Below are 18,438 nucleotides of genomic sequence, written 5' to 3'. Positions count from 1 at the left end.
GTGAATCCAGGGCGTTGAGCGTGAGCGTGGGGCGGGATTCCGGCGACATCCACGCCGTGGGTTCACTGCGAAAGCCCTGGATTCACGCTCAAAGCCCTGGATTCACACCCAAAGCAGACCCCCGGGAACAAGACGGCGCCGCCCACCGTTAGCATGATCGATAAGTTGAGTGAACCAGGCTCAATCCTGGGTTGACAGTTTGACGTCACCGGTAGCAGGCTTGAGTGGGGTTCACTCAGCATAGTGCCACCAACAAGCTCTACATATTCAGGAGGAATCACCATGGCTCGTGCGGTCGGTATCGACCTCGGGACCACCAACTCCGTCGTCTCCGTACTCGAGGGTGGCGACCCTGTCGTCGTCGCCAACTCGGAGGGCTCGCGGACCACTCCGTCGGTCGTCGCGTTCGCGCGCAACGGCGAGGTGCTCGTCGGCCAGCCCGCCAAGAACCAGGCGGTGACCAACGTCGACCGGACCGTTCGTTCGGTCAAGCGGCACATGGGCACCGACTGGTCCATCGAAGTCGACGGCAAGAAATACACCGCGCAGGAGATCAGCGCCCGGATTCTGCAGAAGCTGAAGCGCGACGCCGAAAGCTACCTCGGTGAGGACATCACCGACGCGGTCATCACCGTGCCCGCGTACTTCAACGACGCCCAGCGTCAGGCGACCAAGGAGTCCGGCCAGATCGCCGGTCTGAACGTGCTGCGCATCGTCAACGAACCGACCGCTGCGGCACTGGCTTACGGCCTGGACAAGGGCGAGAAGGAACAGACCATCCTCGTATTCGACTTGGGCGGCGGCACATTCGACGTCTCGCTGCTCGAGATCGGCGAGGGCGTGGTCGAGGTGCGAGCCACCAGCGGTGACAACCACCTCGGTGGCGACGACTGGGACGACCGCATCGTCAACTGGCTCGTCGACAAGTTCAAGGGCACCAGCGGCATCGACCTGACCAAGGACAAGATGGCGATGCAGCGGCTGCGCGAGGCGGCCGAGAAGGCCAAGATCGAGCTGTCGAGCTCGCAGAGCACCTCGATCAACCTGCCCTACATCACCGTCGACTCCGACAAGAACCCGCTGTTCCTCGACGAGCAGCTAACCCGCGCCGAGTTCCAGAAGATCACCCAGGACCTGCTGGACCGCACCCGTCAGCCCTTCCAGTCGGTGATCAAGGACGCCGGCATCTCGGTTTCCGAGATCGACCACGTCGTGCTGGTGGGTGGTTCCACCCGGATGCCCGCGGTGACCGACCTGGTCAAGGAGCTCACCGGCGGCAAGGAGCCCAACAAGGGCGTCAACCCCGACGAGGTCGTGGCCGTCGGTGCCGCGCTGCAGGCGGGTGTCCTGAAGGGTGAGGTGAAAGATGTTCTGCTGCTTGACGTTACGCCGCTGAGCCTCGGTATCGAGACCAAGGGTGGCGTGATGACCAAGCTCATCGAGCGCAACACCACGATCCCGACCAAGCGGTCGGAGACCTTCACCACGGCCGACGACAATCAGCCGTCGGTGCAGATCCAGGTCTATCAGGGCGAGCGCGAAATCGCCTCGCACAACAAGCTGCTCGGCTCCTTCGAGCTGACCGGCATCCCGCCGGCTCCGCGCGGCGTCCCGCAGATCGAGGTCACGTTCGACATCGACGCCAACGGCATCGTGCACGTCACGGCCAAGGACAAGGGCACCGGCAAGGAGAACACGATCAAGATCCAGGAGGGCTCCGGCCTTTCCAAGGAGGAGATCGACCGGATGATCAAGGACGCCGAGGCGCACGCCGAGGAGGACCGCAAGCGCCGCGAGGAGGCCGACGTTCGCAACCAGGCCGAGACGCTGGTCTACCAGACGGAGAAGTTCGTCAAGGAGCAGCGCGAGGCCGAGGGCGGCTCGAAGGTTCCCGAGGACACCCTCAACAAGGTGGACGCCGCGGTCGCCGAGGCCAAGAAGGCGCTCGACGGCACCGACATCACCGCGATCAAGTCGGCGATGGAGAAGCTGGGGCAGGAGTCCCAGGCGCTCGGGCAGGCGATCTACGAGGCCACGCAGGCGGAGGCCGCGCAGGCCGGCGGCGGTGAGCCCGGCGCGGGTACCGGCTCGGCGGACGACGTCGTGGACGCGGAGGTGGTCGACGACGACCGGGAGGCCAAGTGAGCGAAGGCAACCCGCAGGAACAGGTGACGGTCACCGACAAACGGCGAATCGATCCCGAGACCGGCGAAGTCCGCCACGTCCCTCCCGGCGCCCCTTCTGGTTCGGGGCCGGGAGGGACGGCGCCGGAGGCCGCGATCACCGCATCGGGCGGCGCGGCGGCCGACAAGGTGGTCGAGCTGACCGCCGATCTGCAACGCGTGCAGGCTGATTTCGCGAACTACCGCAAGCGGGCGCTGCGCGATCAGCAGGCGGCGGCGGATCGGGCGAAGGCCACCGTGGTCAGCCAATTGCTGGGCGTGCTCGACGATCTCGACCGGGCACGCGCCCACGGCGACCTCGACTCGGGCCCGCTGAAGTCGGTCGCCGACAAGCTGATGAACGCGCTGACCGGGCTCGGCCTGACGGCGTTCGGCGCCGAGGGCGAGGACTTCGACCCGCTGCTGCACGAGGCCGTGCAGCACGAGGGCGACGGCGGCGAGGGCTCAAAACCGGTCATCGGGACGGTCATGCGGCAGGGCTACCGGCTCGGCGAGAACGTGCTGCGCCACGCTCTGGTCGGCGTGGTGGACACCGTCGACGACGGCGAGGCCGCCGCGCCCGAACCCGAGCCGGCCGAAACCGTGCAGGCCGAAACCGAGCAGGCCGATGCGGACGATAACGCCGACGCCTCCGGTGAATAAGGCACAGAATCAAGACAACCGAAGAGACAACCAAAGAGAAAGGTGGGAGGGGGTGGCGCGACATGGCCCAGCGTGAATGGGTCGAAAAAGACTTCTACAAGGAGCTGGGCGTCTCCTCCGACGCCAGTCCCGAAGAGATCAAGCGGGCGTACCGCAAGCTGGCGCGCGACCTGCATCCGGACGCGAATCCCGACAACCCCGCCGCCGGCGAGCGGTTCAAGGCGGTGTCGGAGGCGCACAACGTCTTGTCGGATCCGGCTAAGCGCAAGGAGTATGACGAAACCCGCCGGCTGTTCGCCGGCGGTGGCTTCGGTGGCCGCAGGTTCAACACCGGCGGCTTCACCTTCGACGTGGGCGGCGACGGCGCCGAGTTCAACCTCAACGACCTGTTCGACGCCGCGGGCCGAACCGGCGGCACCAACATCGGCGACCTGTTCGGCGGCCTGTTCGGCCGGGGCGCCAGTGCGCGCCCCAGCCGGCCGCGGCGCGGCAACGACCTGGAGACCGAGACCGAGCTGGATTTCGTCGAGGCCGCCAAGGGCGTGGCGATGCCGCTGCGGCTGACCAGTCCGGCGCCCTGCACCAACTGCCATGGCAGCGGCGCGCGGCCGGGCACCAGCCCGAAGGTGTGTCCGACGTGCAACGGCTCCGGCGTGATCAACCGGAATCAGGGCGCTTTCGGCTTTTCCGAGCCCTGTACCGATTGCCGGGGCAGCGGCTCGATCATCGAGCACCCGTGCGACGAGTGCAAGGGCACCGGGGTTACCACCCGTACCCGCACCATCAACGTGCGGATACCGCCGGGTGTCGAAGACGGACAACGCATTCGGCTGGCCGGGCAGGGCGAGGCCGGGTTGCGCGGTGCCCCGTCGGGAGACCTGTACGTGACGGTGCACGTGCGGCCGGACAAGATCTTCGGCCGCGACGGCGACGACCTCACCGTGACCGTTCCGGTGAGCTTCACCGAATTAGCTTTGGGCTCAACGCTTTCGGTGCCAACGCTGGACGGCAAGGTCGGTGTCCGGGTGCCCAAGGGCACAGCCGACGGCCGCATCCTGCGGGTGCGCGGACGCGGTGTGCCCAAGCGCGGCGGGGGACACGGGGACCTGCTCGTCACCGTGAAGGTCGCCGTACCACCGAATCTGGAGGGCGCGGCCAAGGAGGCGCTGGAGGCGTACGCGGAGGCCGAGCGCTCCAGCGGGTTCAACCCGCGGGCCGGATGGGCAGGTAACCGCTGATGGCCAAGAACCGCAAGGAACGGGAATCGCGGACCTTCCTGATCTCGGTGGCCGCCGAGCTGGCCGGCATGCATGCACAGACATTGCGCACCTACGACCGGCTCGGGCTGGTCACTCCGAGCCGGACTTCCGGTGGGGGGCGCCGTTATTCGGAGCGCGACGTGGATCTGCTGCGCGAGGTACAGCGGCTGTCGCAGGACGAGGGGGTCAACCTCGCCGGCATCAAGCGGATCATCGAGCTGACCAATCAGGTCGAGGCCCTGCAGTCGCGGGTCAAGGAATTGACCGAGGAGCTGATGACGCTGCGCGCCAACCAGCGCCGCGATCTCGCCGTGGTGCCCAAGAGCACCGCGGTGGTGGTGTGGCAGCCGCGCAAGGGTCGCTAGTTCTCGGGGAGTTTGTCGAGGGTCTTGCGTGCTTCTTTGCGGAAGACCTCGTGCTCGTTGTCGAGGTACACAGCGACCGCAGTGCGCACGCCGGTGGCTTTCTGGCGCACCAGAGCACGCATGGCGGGAATCCGGGTTCCTGGATTCGTAAGTTGGCTGACGGCTAGCTCTTTGGCCTCTTCGGTTTTGATCCGGCCGAGCCATTCAACCAGTACCGATTTGGTGGGAAAGTCACGCTCAGAGCGGATCAGGGCGGCGATCCGTGGGAAGTCGGAGGGCTCGCAGATTTCGGCCAGCGCGAATCCGGCGGCCTCCAGCTCTAAGTCGGTCAGCGGCGGTTCGATCTCGAATTGGTGGAACAAGATGTCGATGGCGGCGCGGTTCCCCTTGGCGTGCTTAGTAATCAGATTGCGGATCAGCCCGCCCCGCCACGCTCGACGGTCCTCGTCCGGCGGGACGCGCTCATCCAGATGCTGCAGCCAGTCGATCATTATCGGGACCGCTTGCGGATAGTCGTTGCGGGAGTTGACCAGCTGCCAGACGGTGTCTTCGGGGATGCCAGCCTCGTCGAGTTCACGTTTTATTGCTCGTCGATATTCCGGCCAGGTGTCGGGATCGTCCCCGTATCTGCTCATTGCGAGTAGGACACTTAATCTTCGGGCAGTTTGTCGAGGGTCTTGCGTGCTTCCTTGCGGAAGACCTCGTGCTCGTCGTCGAGGTACACCGCGACCGCATCACGCACGCCGGTGGCCTTCTGGCGCACCAGAGCGCGCATGGCCTCAATCCGGGTTCCCGGATTCTTAAGTTGGCTGACGGCAAGCTCTTTGGCCTCTTGGGTTTTGAACTGACCTAGCCACTGGACTAGATCCGGCTTGGTGGGGAAATCGCGCTCGGACCAAATTAGGGCGGCCACCCGTGGGAAGTCGGAGCGGTCCGCGACTTGGGCCAGCGCAAAGCCGGTGGCCTCAAGTTCCTCATTAGACAACGGTGGCTCGATCTCGAATTGATGGAACAGGATATCGGCGGCCGCGCGGTTGCCCTTAGCGTGCTTGGTAATGAGATTGCGTATCAACCCAACCCGCCAGGCACGGCGATCTTCCTTGGGCGGAACGCGTTCATCGAGATGCTGTAACCAGTCGATCATGATCGGGACGGCTTGCGGGTAATCGACGCGCGAATTCATTAGTTCCCAGACGGTGTCTTCGGGGATGTCGGCGGCGTGAAGTGCGCGTTTCATCGCTTGTTCGGACTCCGGCCAGGTCTCGGGCTCGCCCGGCGACCTCATGACAAGTTCGTCGAGTCGTCGATCCGCACATCCAGCCCTTGAAATTGTTGTCTCAACGTGTCCTCCACTCCGTGGTTGATAGTGCGGCCCTTGTCCACCACTATGACCAATTTGTAGCCGTTGTCTCGTGCCCACTGCGCCATATCGCGGATCTGCTCGGTTGCGTATAGATCCTGGACGTTTTTTACTTCGCGCATCACACGCCTCGTCGGGTCGAGTTCGTCGGGTATGCGGGTTCTTCGTTGACCCGTAACCTGGTCGGTCACGCGGATCGTCGTCTTCGGCACATTTGGGTCAATGCCGGCGAGCTGCTCGGCGCGGCGGCCTTTGCGCCGGTTTTCGTTGACCCGCTGCGTGGGTGTGGGATTCACGCTGCGGGGCACCAGCGCAAGCAGCGTTTTCACCGCAGGCAGGGCGGTGCCCATCGAGGTGCCCGCCGATGTCAGATCCTTCATCGACGATGTCGCCGTGACCCGCAGCGAGGCGTTGAGCCCATTGATCTGGGTGACCGCCGTAGCGATGAAAGTCCGCTTGATGGCGTCGGTGATGATGTGCAGTTGCGGCGGGTAGCCGTCGAGAATCTTGATGATCAGGTCGAGGCTGCGTACGACAAAGGCCATGTCGTCCTTGACCGACTTGAGTTTCTCTCCATAGTCCTTGGCCGCGCGCGACAGATCCCCACACGCCCCGGCGATGTCGGTGCTGACGCCACGCGCCTCGTTGAGCCGGTCAATGACGAAGGCGATTTCCGCGGCCTCCACGTCGACGATGAGGCGCTGTTCCTCCGGACCGGGCTGGTCGTCGATATGGACCAGGTCGTGACCGAAGGTCTCCCACGCCTTCGAGGCCAACAGCGCACGGTCAGGATGCCCGTCGGGCCAGCCATCGACGATCTGACCGCTGACCAGATCCCAATGCGGCGGTTCGGGGTCACCGCCGCCGGCTACCGAACCGACCTTGACCGCCGTCTCGATATACGTCCCGGCGGATTCGCCGGGCGGGGTGATCGGCGCACCGTAGGGATCCCGCTGATTGAGCGTCGATGCCTGTTCTGTCTCGTCGTGGTTGATGCCGTCCTGGCGAAGCAGACTTCCCAAGTTGCTGAACACATTGACCAGTCGGTAGGCGACCTGGCCGACCTCGTCGCCCGCCGTGTCGTAGGCCGTCGCCCATTGCGGGCCAACCCCGTGCGTTCCGGCGGCGGTCGAGGAGTCCACCCCGGTGAGCTTGCCCAGCGCTGCGGCGGTGTGATCGCTGTTCTCCTTGTACGCCTCGGCCGCGTCGTAGAACAGTTCCGGATCGACGTCGGTCACGGTGCCCCCGCCTCACTCTCGCACCAGCGGATCGATTCTATGGCAACCTGGGTTTTTGCGATTACGCGCGAACCGGGGAGTACTGATAGGCGATGTCCTATGACCTGACGGTCTATGCGGCGTCCAGCATCGACGACGAAGAGCTGGAAGCGGTCATCGAATCCGTTCCTGGGCTGGCAGCCGGCGACAGCGGCGATCACGAGGTGACCGTGCTGCGCGGTAAACAGCAAAAGTATGCGTTCACCGTCTTCGGGCCTTACGAGATCGAGCCGCAGGATGTGCCCGACGACGTGGTGCCGTATGTCCTGGAGCCCACGACCAGCTGGCAGGTCATCGTCGAGGGCAGCGACCCCGCCGAGGTGCGGCCCGCCCGAAGGTTCGCCAAAGCCCTGGCCGTGGCGGCGGGAGGTGTCGCGGTCGACGAGCAGACCGAGGACATCCTCGGCGCAAAGCGGGTCCGCAAGACGATCCGCCCCGCCGCGGAAAAGCTGATCCGCATCCTCGACATCCATTGGTACTCGCCGGCATCGGCGCCCAACGCGCCCACGCTCTGGCTCGAGCTGGCGAGAAAGCTTCTGCCCGAAGCGCTTCCCCGCCGCTTTGGAAACTACTACCCGCTACGATATCGGCTGAATCGTGACGGGGACGATCAGTTCATATCCGTGTATTCCGCCGGTGCCTGGTTCAGCGCCACTCCGCCGTGCCTGGACGGGGGGCTGTATCAAGAACCGTGGGGCGGCATCCTCGTCGACAGCATCCGCATGGTGGCCGAGCCGCTGGACGACCCGCGTTGGCGAAACACCGTGCGGCGCTTCTTCGTCGAGTACGCCCGGCGACGCGGTTGTGTGCTCGCCACCGGCGAAGTGTTGCGCAACCACAAAATCGCGGGCCCCCGCGATCCCAATCGGGACCCCAGCGGCGGATTGCTCCGCGACGGCGACGGGATCTTGGGGTTGCCCGCGATCCCGATCTGGTGGACCTGGCTGGGCAACGACTACCTACCGGTGGTGCGCGAGTATCTGCCACCCGAGCACACCACCTATTACGACGAGGGGGCGCTGTATGCCCCCACCGACGAACCCGCCGACCGCGGCCAGCTCGCAGCCCTACCGGACCCGTTTCCCAAGTCATTGCGCGTCACCGCGATCCCGCCCGAGTATCCGGGAAACTCTCCCACCAACAGCCCGGCCGCTATCCGCCCCACATCGAAGTGTTGACCTCGGCGTTGTGGATGTAGTTGCGGTGCGCGATATGCGCATTGAGGTGCATGTCGAAAACCACCTCGCTCATCTCGTCCGCCCAGCGCTGCCAGTGCTGCAGCCGCTCGAGGAACGCGTCGAATGCGATGCCTTCCCAGCTGCTCTGCAGGCCCTTCAAATCGGTGGCCACCTCGTTGAGGCGGTCCGTCATGACCTGACAGAACTGCCGCATCGCGTCGGCCGCGTCCACCAGCTCGTCCTCGTTGACGGTGCGCCGCGCCATGGTCAGAGGCCGTCCGCGTTCATGGGCCTGACGCCGCCGAGCGCCTGCGCTCCGGCGTTGTCCATTTGCGAGTAGCCCGCGGCGGCAGCGGCGAGCGATTCGCCGATCCACCGCAAGTCGGCGAGCATCTCGCCGCACTCGTCGTTGATCTCGTTCCACACGGCCAGATATGCGGTGGCGGCCTGCCCGGTCCAGGTCCGACCCAGGTTGTCCATCTGTGTGCCCAGCTTGGCGCGCAGTCCGTCGATCTCGTCCGCGGCCCCAGTGGCCACCTTGGACGCGCGTGTGAGTTCGGCGCAGTAGGCGCGCAGCGCATCGGCCCCCATGCTCAGCACCTTTCGAAAGCTGTCCTGATCGCAGGCTACTCTCTGGCGTATGGGCTGGCGAGACACCGTGACGGAACAAGCGCAAGCCGACCTTGACGATCTGGTGGATGCGGCAGTCGAATTCGCTCTGGAGCGCATCGCGTCTGCGGGCGAGTTTCTGCCGTTCGCGCTTGCGGTGTCGACTCGCGGTGAGCGCCAAGCCATTCAGCCCAACTACCCGCGCGGTCAGGATCTACAGATCCCGGAGCAGCTCGACGCGCAGTGGCGCGCCCTTACCGACCTGAAAGGCAGCCTGCGGGCTGCCGTCGTCGCGCTGAACGTGACGTTGACGCAGGCGAATCGGGACGGTATCGAGGTCCGCGCCGAACATCGCGAAGGCGTGGCGATCGGGCTGATATTTCCCTATACGGTCGGCGCCGACGGTAACGCGGAACTGGAAGCGCCGTCGGCCTACCGGGAAGACCGTCGCATCTGGGTTTGACCTACGTTGCTGGTGGTAGGTCCCGCAACTCGGCCAAGGCGTCTGCGATCCGACTTTGCAATTCAACGAGATCGGCGTCGACACCGTCGCATGCGAAATCGATTGCCGCGCCAAGGGCTTCATTGATCCGGGCCGCAACCTCTTGAGCACCCAGGCCGAGTATGCGCGGGTCGATTTTGAGATCCGTGAGGCGGAGATGACCGTTGAGTGTCACCTCGACGGTGCCCGCCTGATCGCCGACGACGAACGACTCGGCACCCATCCGCTCAACTTCCTCGTCGAGGAGGGACATCACCGCTTCGAAGCGGCGCATCATTTCCGCGACCTGTGGATGTCTGGGGCCGGTCAGCTGTCGACCCTCGCTCAAACCCGGACCGAAAACTGCATGACCGCCGGCTCGCCCGGGTGCGCGCAGCGGTAGCCGCCGCGGCGCAGCGCATCGGTCGGTGCGGTCATCGGCTCGAAACAAACCACGTCCTCGGCGAGTGGTGCGAAGATCTGCGCCGCCGGGTAGCCCTGCTCGAAGTGCACCTCGACGCGCCGGCCGCCACCGGATACCGCGAACACCGCGCCGTCGGCGAGCCGGTCGTAGGCGTCGTCAAAGGCCTTGTCGCCCAACGGCCCTGACGCGGCCGGCACCGCGGCCGCATCCCCGGTGGGCAGCCCCCTTTCGTCCAGGCTCAAATGCCGCATCGGCGGCGTCTCTATGATCCACTCGCGGCGGGCCACGCCCGGCACGCGCAGATACGGATGAAAGCCGAAGCACAGCGGCACCGCCGTCGAACCGGTCGCGGTGACCGTGGTGCGCACCGTCAGCGTCCGTTCCGCCAGCCGCACCCCCACCGCCAGCAGATGCGGGTACGGGAAGCTGGCCAGCAGCCGGGGGTCTGCGCCGTAGTCCAGCTCGGCGGTCAGCTCGTTGGCCGTCTGCGCCGTCACCCGCCATCCGGGATGGGCGGCCAGCACACCGTGGATCGGCAACCCGTTGGGGTCGGGCCGGACACCGTTCTCCCCAGGCGTCAGCGTCACCGTCACGCCCTGTGCCGTATAAGTGTTGTCGCCCAACCGATTTGCCCAGGGATACAGGATCGGAATGCCCATCGTCTTGCCGTCCGAGACGTAGGCGCCCAGCCCGCGCCGCTGCCCGAGCAGCTCCGCGCCGGAGTCGTTCAGCGACGTGCCGATCATGCCCGCCTCGGGCACCCACTGCGCGGTCACCGACGACGACGGGTCGCGCAGGGTCACCACCTGCACAGCCTAGCGCGACAGCGGGTCGTGCTGAATGCGCTCCGGCGGCGCACCTTTGGCGATCAGCGCCGCCTTGGTGGCGCGGACCATCGCCGGCCCGCCGCAGATCAGGATCTGCCGGTCGCCCCAGCCGCCGTACTTGGTCACCACATCGGGCAACCGCCCGCTCTGGCGCACGTGCAGCCCGCGCGGCGGCGTCACGTCGGGATAGTCGGCGGCCCAGGGCGGGTCGCGGTTGTACTCGGTCACCGGCGAGACCGACAGCCACGGGTTGTGCGTCGAGACCTGCCACAGCGTGGGCAGGTCGTAGAGCTCACAGAAATAGCGGGCGCCGAAGAACAGGTGCACGCGCGGGTTCTCGGCGTAGCGGGACAGGTCCATGATCAGCGCCCGCAGCGGTGCCAGGCCGGTGCTGCCCGCCACCATCAGAACGTCGCCGCCGTCGCGGTCGACCCGCAGGCCGCCGTGCGGGCTGGACAGCCGCCACCGATCGCCGGGCCGGGTCTCGTCCACGATGGCGGTGCTGACCAGCCCACCGGGAACGAGGCGAACATGGAATTCGATCCCGCCATCCGGGTCGGCCGGAATGGCCGGGCTCAGATACCGCCAGCGGCGCGGGCACTGCGGAATGTGGACGTTGACGTATTGGCCCGGGTGATAGTGCATCGGCCGGTCCAGCCGCAGCCGGACGACCGCGAGATCCCTGGAGACCCTGAGGTGTTCGATGACGGTGCCGTCCCACCAGGCGGGTCCCTCGTCGGCGTCGGCGGCCCCGCTCATCACCCCGGTGATGAGGTTGAGCGACTGCGTGGCGGCGGCGTCGACCGCGTCGCTCCAGGCGTCGCCGACGTGGGTTCGCAGCGTCGCGTACAGCGCGCGCCGCAACGTGTCGTAATGGCTTGGCAGCACACCATATTTGCGATGATCGCGGCCGAGCTGGGCGAGGAAGGCGACCGGCTCCTGCGCGCGCTGCGCGACCAGCTCGCCATACACCCAGTGCAGCGCGTGGGCGAAAGCGGCCCGCTGACCCTCCATTTCGGGCGGGAACAGGTCGCGGACCGACATGTCGAGGTCGAACCAGCTGGTGTAGAAGCGGCGGACGACCTCGTTGCCGCGGCCGGGCCCCTCCGGCGCGAACGCGTCGCGCAGCACCTGCAGCGCGTCCCGGTCGTCCAAACCCACGGACGCCGATTCTAAGTTCCAGCAGCGTGTCAGCGGTGTCCGCGCTCCGAATCCAAAAATTTAGAGTTGAGCGGAACAGACTCAACCTTGACGACGTTGAACATCCCGACAAGCATTTTCCTAGTACCCGAACGGAGGTGTCGTGGACTCTTTCAACCCGACAACCAAGACGCAGGCGGCCCTGACATCGGCCCTGCAGGCGGCGAGTTCCGCCGGTAATCCCGAGATCAGGCCCGCTCACCTGCTGCTGGCGCTGCTGACCCAGAACGACGGGATCGCCGCGCCGCTATTGGAGGCTGTCGGCGTCGAGCCCGCCACCATCCGCGCCGAAGCGGAGCGCCTCCTCGCCCAGCTGCCGCAGGCCAGCGGCGCCAGCTCGCAACCGCAGCTGTCCCGCGAATCGCTGGCCGCCATCACCACGGCCCAGCAGCTGGCCACCGAGATGGACGACGAGTACGTCTCCACCGAGCACCTGATGGTCGGGCTGGCCACCGGCGACTCCGAGGTCGCCAAGCTGCTGACCGGGCACGGCGCCTCACCCCAGGCCTTGCGGGAGGCGTTCGTCAAGGTGCGCGGCAGCGCCCGGGTCACCAGCCCCGACCCCGAGGCCACCTACCAGGCGCTGGAGAAGTACTCCACCGACCTGACCGCCCGCGCGAGGGAGGGCAAGCTCGACCCGGTCATCGGGCGGGACAACGAGATTCGCCGCGTCGTGCAGGTGCTGTCGCGTCGCACCAAGAACAACCCGGTGCTCATCGGCGAGCCCGGCGTCGGCAAGACCGCGATCGTGGAGGGCCTGGCGCAGCGCATCGTCGCCGGCGACGTGCCGGAAAGCCTGCGGGACAAGACCGTCATCGCCCTGGACCTCGGGTCGATGGTGGCCGGCGCCAAGTACCGCGGCGAGTTCGAGGAACGGCTCAAGGCCGTGCTCGACGACATCAAGAACTCCGCCGGTCAGATCATCACGTTCATCGACGAGCTGCACACCATCGTCGGCGCCGGCGCGACCGGCGAGGGCGCGATGGACGCCGGCAACATGATCAAGCCGATGCTGGCCCGCGGCGAGCTGCGGCTGGTCGGCGCCACCACGCTCGACGAGTACCGCAAGCACATCGAGAAGGACGCCGCCCTGGAGCGGCGCTTCCAGCAGGTCTTCGTCGGCGAGCCGTCGGTCGAGGACACCGTCGGCATCCTGCGCGGCCTGAAGGACCGCTACGAGGTGCACCATGGCGTGCGCATCACCGACTCCGCGCTGGTGGCCGCGGCCGCGTTGTCCGACCGCTACATCACCGCCCGCTTCCTGCCGGACAAGGCGATCGACCTGGTCGACGAGGCGGCCAGCCGGTTGCGGATGGAGATCGACTCGCGGCCCGTCGAGATCGACGAGGTCGAGCGGCTGGTGCGCCGGCTCGAGATCGAGGAGATGGCGCTGGCCAAGGAGGAGGACGAGGCGTCCAAGGAGCGGCTGGAGAAGTTGCGCTCCGAGCTGGCCGACCAGAAGGAGAAGCTGGCCGAGCTGACCGCCCGCTGGCAGAACGAGAAGAACGCCATCGACGTCGTCCGCGAGCTCAAGGAGCAGCTGGAGACGCTGCGCGGGGAGTCCGAGCGCGCCGAGCGCGACGGCGACCTGGCCAAGGCCGCCGAGCTGCGCTACGGGCGAATCCCCGAGGTGGAAAAGAAGCTCGACGCCGCGCTGCCGCAGGCCGAGGCCCGCGAGAACGTGATGCTCAAGGAGGAGGTCGGGCCCGACGACATCGCCGACGTGGTGTCGGCGTGGACCGGCATCCCGGCCGGGCGGCTGCTGGAGGGCGAGACCGCCAAGCTGCTGCGGATGGAGGACGAGCTGGGCAAGCGCGTGGTCGGGCAGAAGAAGGCGGTGCACGCCGTGTCCGACGCGGTGCGCCGCAGCCGCGCCGGGGTCGCCGACCCCAACCGGCCGACGGGCTCGTTCCTGTTCCTCGGCCCCACCGGCGTCGGCAAGACCGAGCTGGCCAAGGCGTTGGCCGACTTCCTGTTCGACGACGAGCGGGCGATGGTCCGCATCGACATGAGCGAGTACGGCGAGAAGCACTCGGTGGCCCGCCTGGTGGGGGCGCCCCCCGGCTACATCGGGTACGACCAGGGCGGTCAGCTGACCGAGGCGGTGCGCCGCCGGCCCTACACGGTGGTGCTGTTCGACGAGGTCGAAAAGGCCCACCCGGATGTGTTCGACGTGCTGCTGCAGGTGCTCGACGAGGGGCGCCTGACCGACGGGCAGGGCCGCACCGTCGACTTCCGCAACACCATCCTGATCCTGACGTCCAACCTCGGGTCGGGCGGCAGCGAGGAGCAGGTGATGGCCGCGGTGCGCGCCACGTTCAAGCCGGAGTTCATCAACCGCCTGGACGACGTGCTGGTCTTCGACGGCCTCAACCCCGAAGAGCTGGTGCAGATCGTCGACATCCAGCTGGCCCAGCTGGACAAGCGGCTGGCGCAACGGCGGCTGCAACTCGAGGTGTCGCTGCCGGCCAAGCGCTGGCTGGCGCAGCGCGGGTTCGACCCCGTGTACGGCGCCCGGCCGCTGCGGCGGCTGGTGCAGCAGGCCATCGGTGATCAGCTGGCCAAGATGCTGCTGGCAGGCGAGGTGCACGACGGCGACGTGGTGCCCGTCAACGTCGGCCCGGACGGCGACTCGCTGGTCCTGGGGTAAATCTCTTTGGCGAGCAGACGCAAACGCCCCCGTTTCAGCGCGAAATTGGGGGCTTTTGCGTCTGCTCGGCGCAATGCCGTAACCGCGTTGTGACCTGGTCGGTTTCGGTATTCCGGCCCAACAGCAGATACCCTGTGTGGGATGGTCCCCCTCTGGTTCACGCTGTCCGCGCTGTGTTTTGTCGGCGCGGTGGTGCTGCTGTACGTCGATATCGATCGGCGCCGCGGCCGCAGCCGGCGGCGCAGGTCGTGGGCGCGGTCGCACGGCTTCGACTACGAGCCGGAATCGACCGACATCCTGAAGCGCTGGAAGCGCGGGGTGATGTCGACCGTGGGCGACGTCCCGGCCCACAACGTCGTGCTGGGCCAGATCCGCGGCGAGGCGGTGTACATCTTCGACCTCGAGGAGGTCGCCACCGTGATCGCGCTGCACCGCAAGGTGGGCACCAACGTCGTCGTCGACCTGCGGCTCAAGGGACTGAAAGAGCCACGGGAGAGCGACATTTGGCTACTGGGCGCGATCGGGCCGCGGATGGTGTACTCCACCAACCTGGACGCGGCGCGCCGCGCCTGCGACCGGCGCATGGTCACCTTCGCGCACACCGCGCCCGACTGCGCCGAGATCATGTGGAACGAGCAGAACTGGACGCTGGTCGCCATGCCGATCTCGAGCACCCGCACCGAATGGGACGAGGGCCTGCGCACCGTGCGCCAGTTCAACGACCTGTTGCGGGTGCTGCCGCCACTGCCGGACGAGACCGCGCAGGAGGCGGGAGCGCCTGCGGGCCGTCGCAACGCGGCGCCGAGCCGTCCGTTGGCGCCGGCCGGCCGCGCGGAGCTGCCGTCCCGGCGCCCCGGGCAGGATGTGGCCGGGCTGTTGGGCACCGACGTCCAGGGCGCCCGTCGCAAACCCGAGCCGGTCCGCCGCGACGAGGGCCGCTCCGAGGCCGGCCGGCGACCACCGCCGGCGGGCCGCAACGGCCGTCAGGCCAGCAACTACCAGCGCTGACGGCGCCCCGGGCCGGGCAGGGCCCGGTCGGGCCGTCGTCATTAAGATGTCGCTCATGCCACGCCCCGTCGCCGTGATCACCGGGCCCACGTCCGGGATCGGCGCCGGCTACGCGCGGCGCTACGCGAGCGACGGCTACGACCTGGTTCTGGTCGCCCGCGACGTCGACCGGTTGAACCGCTTGGCCGGCGAGCTGAAGGGTCAGGCGGGCAACGTCGAGATTCTGCCCGCCGACCTGGCCGAGCGCGCGGGCCGGGAAAAGGTCTGTGAGCGCCTCGGCGCCGGTGTCCGAGTCCTGGTGAACAACGCGGGATTCGGCACGTCCGGCGAATTCTGGGAAACGGATCCCCAGCTGCTGCAGGCGCAGCTCGACGTCAACGTCACCGCGGTCATGCACCTCACCCGCGCGGCGCTGCCGGCCATGCTCGACGCCGGCGCGGGCACCGTCATCAACATCGCCAGCGTCGCGGGCATGGTGCCGGGGCGCGGGTCGACCTATTCGGCGTCCAAGGCATGGGTGATCTCGTTCAGCGAGGGCCTGGCCGTCAGCCTGCAGGGCACCGGCGTCGGCGTGCACGCGGTGTGCCCGGGCTACGTGCACACCGAATTCCACACCAGGGCGGGGATTGAGATGGCCAAGCTGCCGTCGTTCATGTGGCTCGAGGTCGGCGACGTCGTCGCGCAAAGCCTGGCCGACATCGCGGCTGGCAAGGTGGTCAGCATTCCGGGCGTGCAGTACAAGGCGATCGTCACCGCGGGCCGGATGATGCCGAGGGGCCTGATGCGGGGCATAACCAAGCGAGTCGGCGGCGGCCGTGGCAGAACCTGACCGCGCCGAGCTGGCAGAGCTGGTGCGGCGGCTGTCGGTGGTGCGCGGCCGGGTCACGCTGTCGTCGGGCAAGGAGGCCGACTATTACGTGGACCTGCGCCGCGCCACCCTGCACCATCGGGCCTCCGCGCTGATCGGCGCGCTGATGCGCGAGCTCACCGGCGACTGGGACTACGCGGTCGTCGGCGGCCTGACCCTGGGCGCCGACCCGGTGGCGACGGCCATCATGCACGCGCCGGGCCGCCCGATCGACGCGTTCGTGGTGCGCAAGTCGGCGAAAACCCATGGCCTGCAACGACTTATCGAGGGATCTGAGGTCGCCGGTCAGCGAGCGTTGGTGGTCGAGGACACCAGCACGACGGGCGCGTCGGCGCTGACGGCGGTGCGGGCCGTGCAGGACGCGGGCGGGCACGTCGTCGGGGTGGCCACGGTGGTGGACCGCGCCACCGGCGCCGCCGAGGCCATCGAGGCCGAGGGGCTGCCGTACCGCAGCGTGCTGGGCCTTGCCGACCTGGGGCTGGACTAGGCCGCGGGCGGTATGCGCAGTCTTCTCGTCTTGCTCGCCTGCCTGGCGGTCTGCCTGCCGGGCTGCTCGGGCTCCAACCGACCCGTCAACCCGTACGGCGCCCAGGGCGCGCGGCTCGGCGAATCGCTGGCGCTGCTCGGCTGGAACGTGTCGGTGTCGAACCTGCGCTGGGACGGCGACTATGTGCTCATCGACGTCTCGGGTGCGGTGGCGTCCAAGGACCCGCACGCGTCGCACGCCAAGCCCGAGGACATTCGGTTCGGGCTGTACGGGGCGCTGGCGCACCCGCTGGAGGCGTTCGGGTTGGGCAGCTGTGACGCCGCGACGGCCAGCGTGCACGACCTCGGGTCGCCGCTGTCGGCGCCCCCCGACCGGCTCACCGGCACCGTCTGCCTGGGCCCGCTGAAGGATCACAGTCAGGTTCGCGGGGTGTACGTTTACTCGCCGCGGGACCGCATCCCCAACACCTCGGCGGCCTACCCGGCGGCGTTCCCCGTGGGGCTGATGCCGACCAACGCCAACGACACCGGCCTGGTGGTCAAGACCACCAGCCTGTCGGCATGGCGCGCCGACGGCACCCCGATCACCAAGGCGCAACTGGGCGACGCGGGGGCGTTCACCGGCAACGGCTACATGCTGCTGGGGCTGCAGGCCGACGCCGTCGCCGCCCGGTATCGCGACGACTCCGCCAAGCGCGGCGGCCCGATGATGCTGCTCGCATCGCCGACCGTGCCCGGCCCGGGGCTCAATCCGGCGTGCGCGACGTACGGGTCGTCGGTGCTGATCCTGCCCGACGCGTCGCTGGACGCGGTGCGCGTCAACGCGTCGCTGTGCACCCAGGGCGAGATCAACGAGGCGCTGCTCTACGCGACGGTTGCCATCGACGGCACCCACGCCGGTGTGTGGACGCAGCGATGAGCGAACCCGGGCCCACCGAATGGGGGAGGCCTGCCGGTGGCGTCGGCCCCTGGCGGGGCGATCTTCCCGACGACCCACGGTATGACCCAGTCCTGTTGCGCGACGGCGATACTCGCAACGTCGTCGATGCCTACCGGTACTGGACCCGGGAAGCGATCATCGCCGACATCGACAAGCGCCGCCATCCGCTGCACGTGGCGATCGAGAACTTCGGCCACGACGCCAACATCGGCTCGGTGGTCCGCACCGCCAACGCGTTCGCGGTGCACACCGTGCACATCGTGGGGCGGCGGCGGTGGAACCGCCGCGGCGCCATGGTGACCGACCGCTACCAGCGGCTGTGTCATCACGACAGCACCGCCGACCTGCTGGACTTCGCCGCGGACGCGGGCCTGACAATCGTCGCGGTGGACAACGTCCCGGGCGCGGCGCGCCTGGAGGAGACGACGCTGCCGCGCGACTGCCTGTTGGTGTTCGGCCAGGAGGGCCCCGGCATCACCGACCACACCCGCGCCGGCGCGGCGCTCACGGTGTCCATCGCCCAGTTCGGCTCGACGCGCAGCATCAACGCCGGCGTGGCCGCCGGGATCGCGATGCACACCTGGATCAGGCAGCACGCGGACCTGACCCAGGCGTGGTAGCGGCCGGCCGTGAATCCAGGGCGTTGATTGTGAACTGGCGCAGGGGATTTGGCGATTTGGC

20 protein-coding genes are annotated in these 18,438 nt (G+C 67.7%); 12 read left to right on the top strand and 8 right to left on the bottom strand.

Annotation, left to right across the window (positions count from 1 at the left end; translation table 11 throughout):
- Positions 1–282: 282 nt before the first annotated feature.
- The 4 genes from dnaK (at position 283) to AC5Y6X_RS23770 (ending at position 4,449) form a co-directional block, all read left to right on the top strand.
- Positions 283–2,145 carry a molecular chaperone DnaK gene (dnaK, locus tag AC5Y6X_RS23785; protein ID WP_499989586.1) on the top strand — a complete coding sequence of 621 codons (1,863 nt, stop codon included), beginning with the start codon at positions 283–285 and terminating at the stop codon, positions 2,143–2,145.
- Positions 2,142–2,825 carry a nucleotide exchange factor GrpE gene (grpE, locus tag AC5Y6X_RS23780; protein ID WP_499989585.1) on the top strand — a complete coding sequence of 228 codons (684 nt, stop codon included), beginning with the start codon at positions 2,142–2,144 and terminating at the stop codon, positions 2,823–2,825. The genes dnaK and grpE overlap by 4 nt, the downstream gene beginning before the upstream one ends.
- A gap of 62 nt (positions 2,826–2,887) precedes the next feature.
- Entirely contained in the window at positions 2,888–4,063 is a 1,176-nt protein-coding gene (gene dnaJ / locus AC5Y6X_RS23775) for a molecular chaperone DnaJ (protein WP_499989584.1), read from the top strand.
- Positions 4,063–4,449: a heat shock protein transcriptional repressor HspR gene (locus AC5Y6X_RS23770; RefSeq protein ID WP_499989583.1), complete on the top strand. Its 387-nt coding sequence runs from the start codon at positions 4,063–4,065 to the stop codon at positions 4,447–4,449. Before dnaJ ends, AC5Y6X_RS23770 begins: the two co-directional genes overlap by 1 nt.
- Here the strand turns inward: AC5Y6X_RS23770 and AC5Y6X_RS23765 are convergent.
- The 3 genes from AC5Y6X_RS23765 to AC5Y6X_RS23755 are packed head-to-tail and all read right to left on the bottom strand — an operon-like array spanning position 4,446 to position 7,047.
- On the bottom strand, positions 4,446–5,084 hold the full coding sequence (locus tag AC5Y6X_RS23765; RefSeq protein WP_499989582.1) for a HEAT repeat domain-containing protein: 639 nt from the start codon (positions 5,082–5,084) through the stop codon (positions 4,446–4,448). The genes AC5Y6X_RS23770 and AC5Y6X_RS23765 overlap by 4 nt on opposite strands.
- 14 nt (positions 5,085–5,098) lie before the next feature.
- On the bottom strand, positions 5,099–5,734 hold the full coding sequence (locus AC5Y6X_RS23760) for a HEAT repeat domain-containing protein (RefSeq protein WP_499989581.1): 636 nt from the start codon (positions 5,732–5,734) through the stop codon (positions 5,099–5,101).
- On the bottom strand, positions 5,731–7,047 hold the full coding sequence (locus tag AC5Y6X_RS23755) for a putative toxin (protein WP_499989580.1): 1,317 nt from the start codon (positions 7,045–7,047) through the stop codon (positions 5,731–5,733). Before AC5Y6X_RS23755 ends, AC5Y6X_RS23760 begins: the two co-directional genes overlap by 4 nt.
- A 92-nt stretch (positions 7,048–7,139) precedes the next feature.
- Here AC5Y6X_RS23755 and AC5Y6X_RS23750 point away from each other — a divergent pair, with 92 nt between their 5' ends.
- The gene (locus AC5Y6X_RS23750; protein WP_499989579.1) at positions 7,140–8,264 is read left to right on the top strand and encodes a hypothetical protein; all 1,125 of its coding nucleotides are present in this window, start codon (positions 7,140–7,142) and stop codon (positions 8,262–8,264) included.
- Here the strand turns inward: AC5Y6X_RS23750 and AC5Y6X_RS23745 are convergent.
- The gene (locus AC5Y6X_RS23745) at positions 8,239–8,529 is read right to left on the bottom strand and encodes a WXG100 family type VII secretion target (protein ID WP_499989578.1); all 291 of its coding nucleotides are present in this window, start codon (positions 8,527–8,529) and stop codon (positions 8,239–8,241) included. The genes AC5Y6X_RS23750 and AC5Y6X_RS23745 overlap by 26 nt on opposite strands.
- A gap of 2 nt (positions 8,530–8,531) precedes the next feature.
- On the bottom strand, positions 8,532–8,855 hold the full coding sequence (locus AC5Y6X_RS23740; RefSeq protein WP_499989687.1) for a WXG100 family type VII secretion target: 324 nt from the start codon (positions 8,853–8,855) through the stop codon (positions 8,532–8,534).
- Positions 8,856–8,904: 49 nt separating this feature from the next.
- Between AC5Y6X_RS23740 and AC5Y6X_RS23735 the strand changes: the two genes are divergently transcribed.
- Complete coding sequence (locus AC5Y6X_RS23735; RefSeq protein ID WP_499989577.1) at positions 8,905–9,336, top strand: hypothetical protein; 432 nt, start codon at positions 8,905–8,907, stop codon at positions 9,334–9,336.
- Position 9,337: 1 nt separating this feature from the next.
- On the opposite strand, the gene AC5Y6X_RS23730 is transcribed toward AC5Y6X_RS23735, so the two are convergent.
- The 3 genes from AC5Y6X_RS23730 to AC5Y6X_RS23720 all read right to left on the bottom strand — a co-directional run bounded on the left by AC5Y6X_RS23730 (position 9,338) and on the right by AC5Y6X_RS23720 (position 11,766).
- The gene (locus tag AC5Y6X_RS23730; RefSeq protein WP_499989686.1) at positions 9,338–9,628 is read right to left on the bottom strand and encodes a YbaB/EbfC family nucleoid-associated protein; all 291 of its coding nucleotides are present in this window, start codon (positions 9,626–9,628) and stop codon (positions 9,338–9,340) included.
- Positions 9,629–9,699: 71 nt separating this feature from the next.
- Positions 9,700–10,590 (bottom strand): aldose 1-epimerase, encoded by an 891-nt coding sequence (locus AC5Y6X_RS23725; RefSeq protein WP_499989576.1) that lies wholly within the window; start codon positions 10,588–10,590, stop codon positions 9,700–9,702.
- 3 nt (positions 10,591–10,593) lie between these two features.
- Positions 10,594–11,766 carry an FAD-binding oxidoreductase gene (locus tag AC5Y6X_RS23720; RefSeq protein WP_499989575.1) on the bottom strand — a complete coding sequence of 391 codons (1,173 nt, stop codon included), beginning with the start codon at positions 11,764–11,766 and terminating at the stop codon, positions 10,594–10,596.
- A gap of 142 nt (positions 11,767–11,908) precedes the next feature.
- On the opposite strand from AC5Y6X_RS23720, the gene clpB reads away from it, so the two are divergent.
- The 6 genes from clpB (at position 11,909) to AC5Y6X_RS23690 (ending at position 18,377) form a co-directional block, all read left to right on the top strand.
- A complete protein-coding gene (gene clpB, locus AC5Y6X_RS23715; protein ID WP_499989574.1) occupies positions 11,909–14,455 on the top strand; it encodes an ATP-dependent chaperone ClpB in 2,547 nt (848 codons plus the stop codon).
- A gap of 141 nt (positions 14,456–14,596) precedes the next feature.
- Positions 14,597–15,463, top strand: coding sequence for a trehalose monomycolate transport factor TtfA (gene ttfA / locus AC5Y6X_RS23710; protein ID WP_324682073.1), 867 nt, complete (start codon positions 14,597–14,599; stop codon positions 15,461–15,463).
- Positions 15,464–15,518: 55 nt separating this feature from the next.
- A complete protein-coding gene (locus tag AC5Y6X_RS23705) occupies positions 15,519–16,292 on the top strand; it encodes an SDR family NAD(P)-dependent oxidoreductase (RefSeq protein WP_499989573.1) in 774 nt (257 codons plus the stop codon).
- Positions 16,279–16,818, top strand: a complete 540-nt coding sequence (gene pyrE / locus AC5Y6X_RS23700; RefSeq protein ID WP_499989572.1) for an orotate phosphoribosyltransferase — start codon at positions 16,279–16,281, stop codon at positions 16,816–16,818. Before AC5Y6X_RS23705 ends, pyrE begins: the two co-directional genes overlap by 14 nt.
- 12 nt (positions 16,819–16,830) lie before the next feature.
- Positions 16,831–17,736: a hypothetical protein gene (locus AC5Y6X_RS23695; protein ID WP_499989571.1), complete on the top strand. Its 906-nt coding sequence runs from the start codon at positions 16,831–16,833 to the stop codon at positions 17,734–17,736.
- Complete coding sequence (locus AC5Y6X_RS23690; protein ID WP_499989570.1) at positions 17,733–18,377, top strand: TrmH family RNA methyltransferase; 645 nt, start codon at positions 17,733–17,735, stop codon at positions 18,375–18,377. The genes AC5Y6X_RS23695 and AC5Y6X_RS23690 overlap by 4 nt, the downstream gene beginning before the upstream one ends.
- The last annotated feature ends 61 nt before the right edge of the window (positions 18,378–18,438 follow it).

This window comes from Mycobacterium sp. NGS26 (assembly GCF_059813025.1).
The sequence above is the reverse complement of the archived record's forward strand: the minus strand, read 5'-3'. Positions and strand labels throughout refer to the sequence as shown.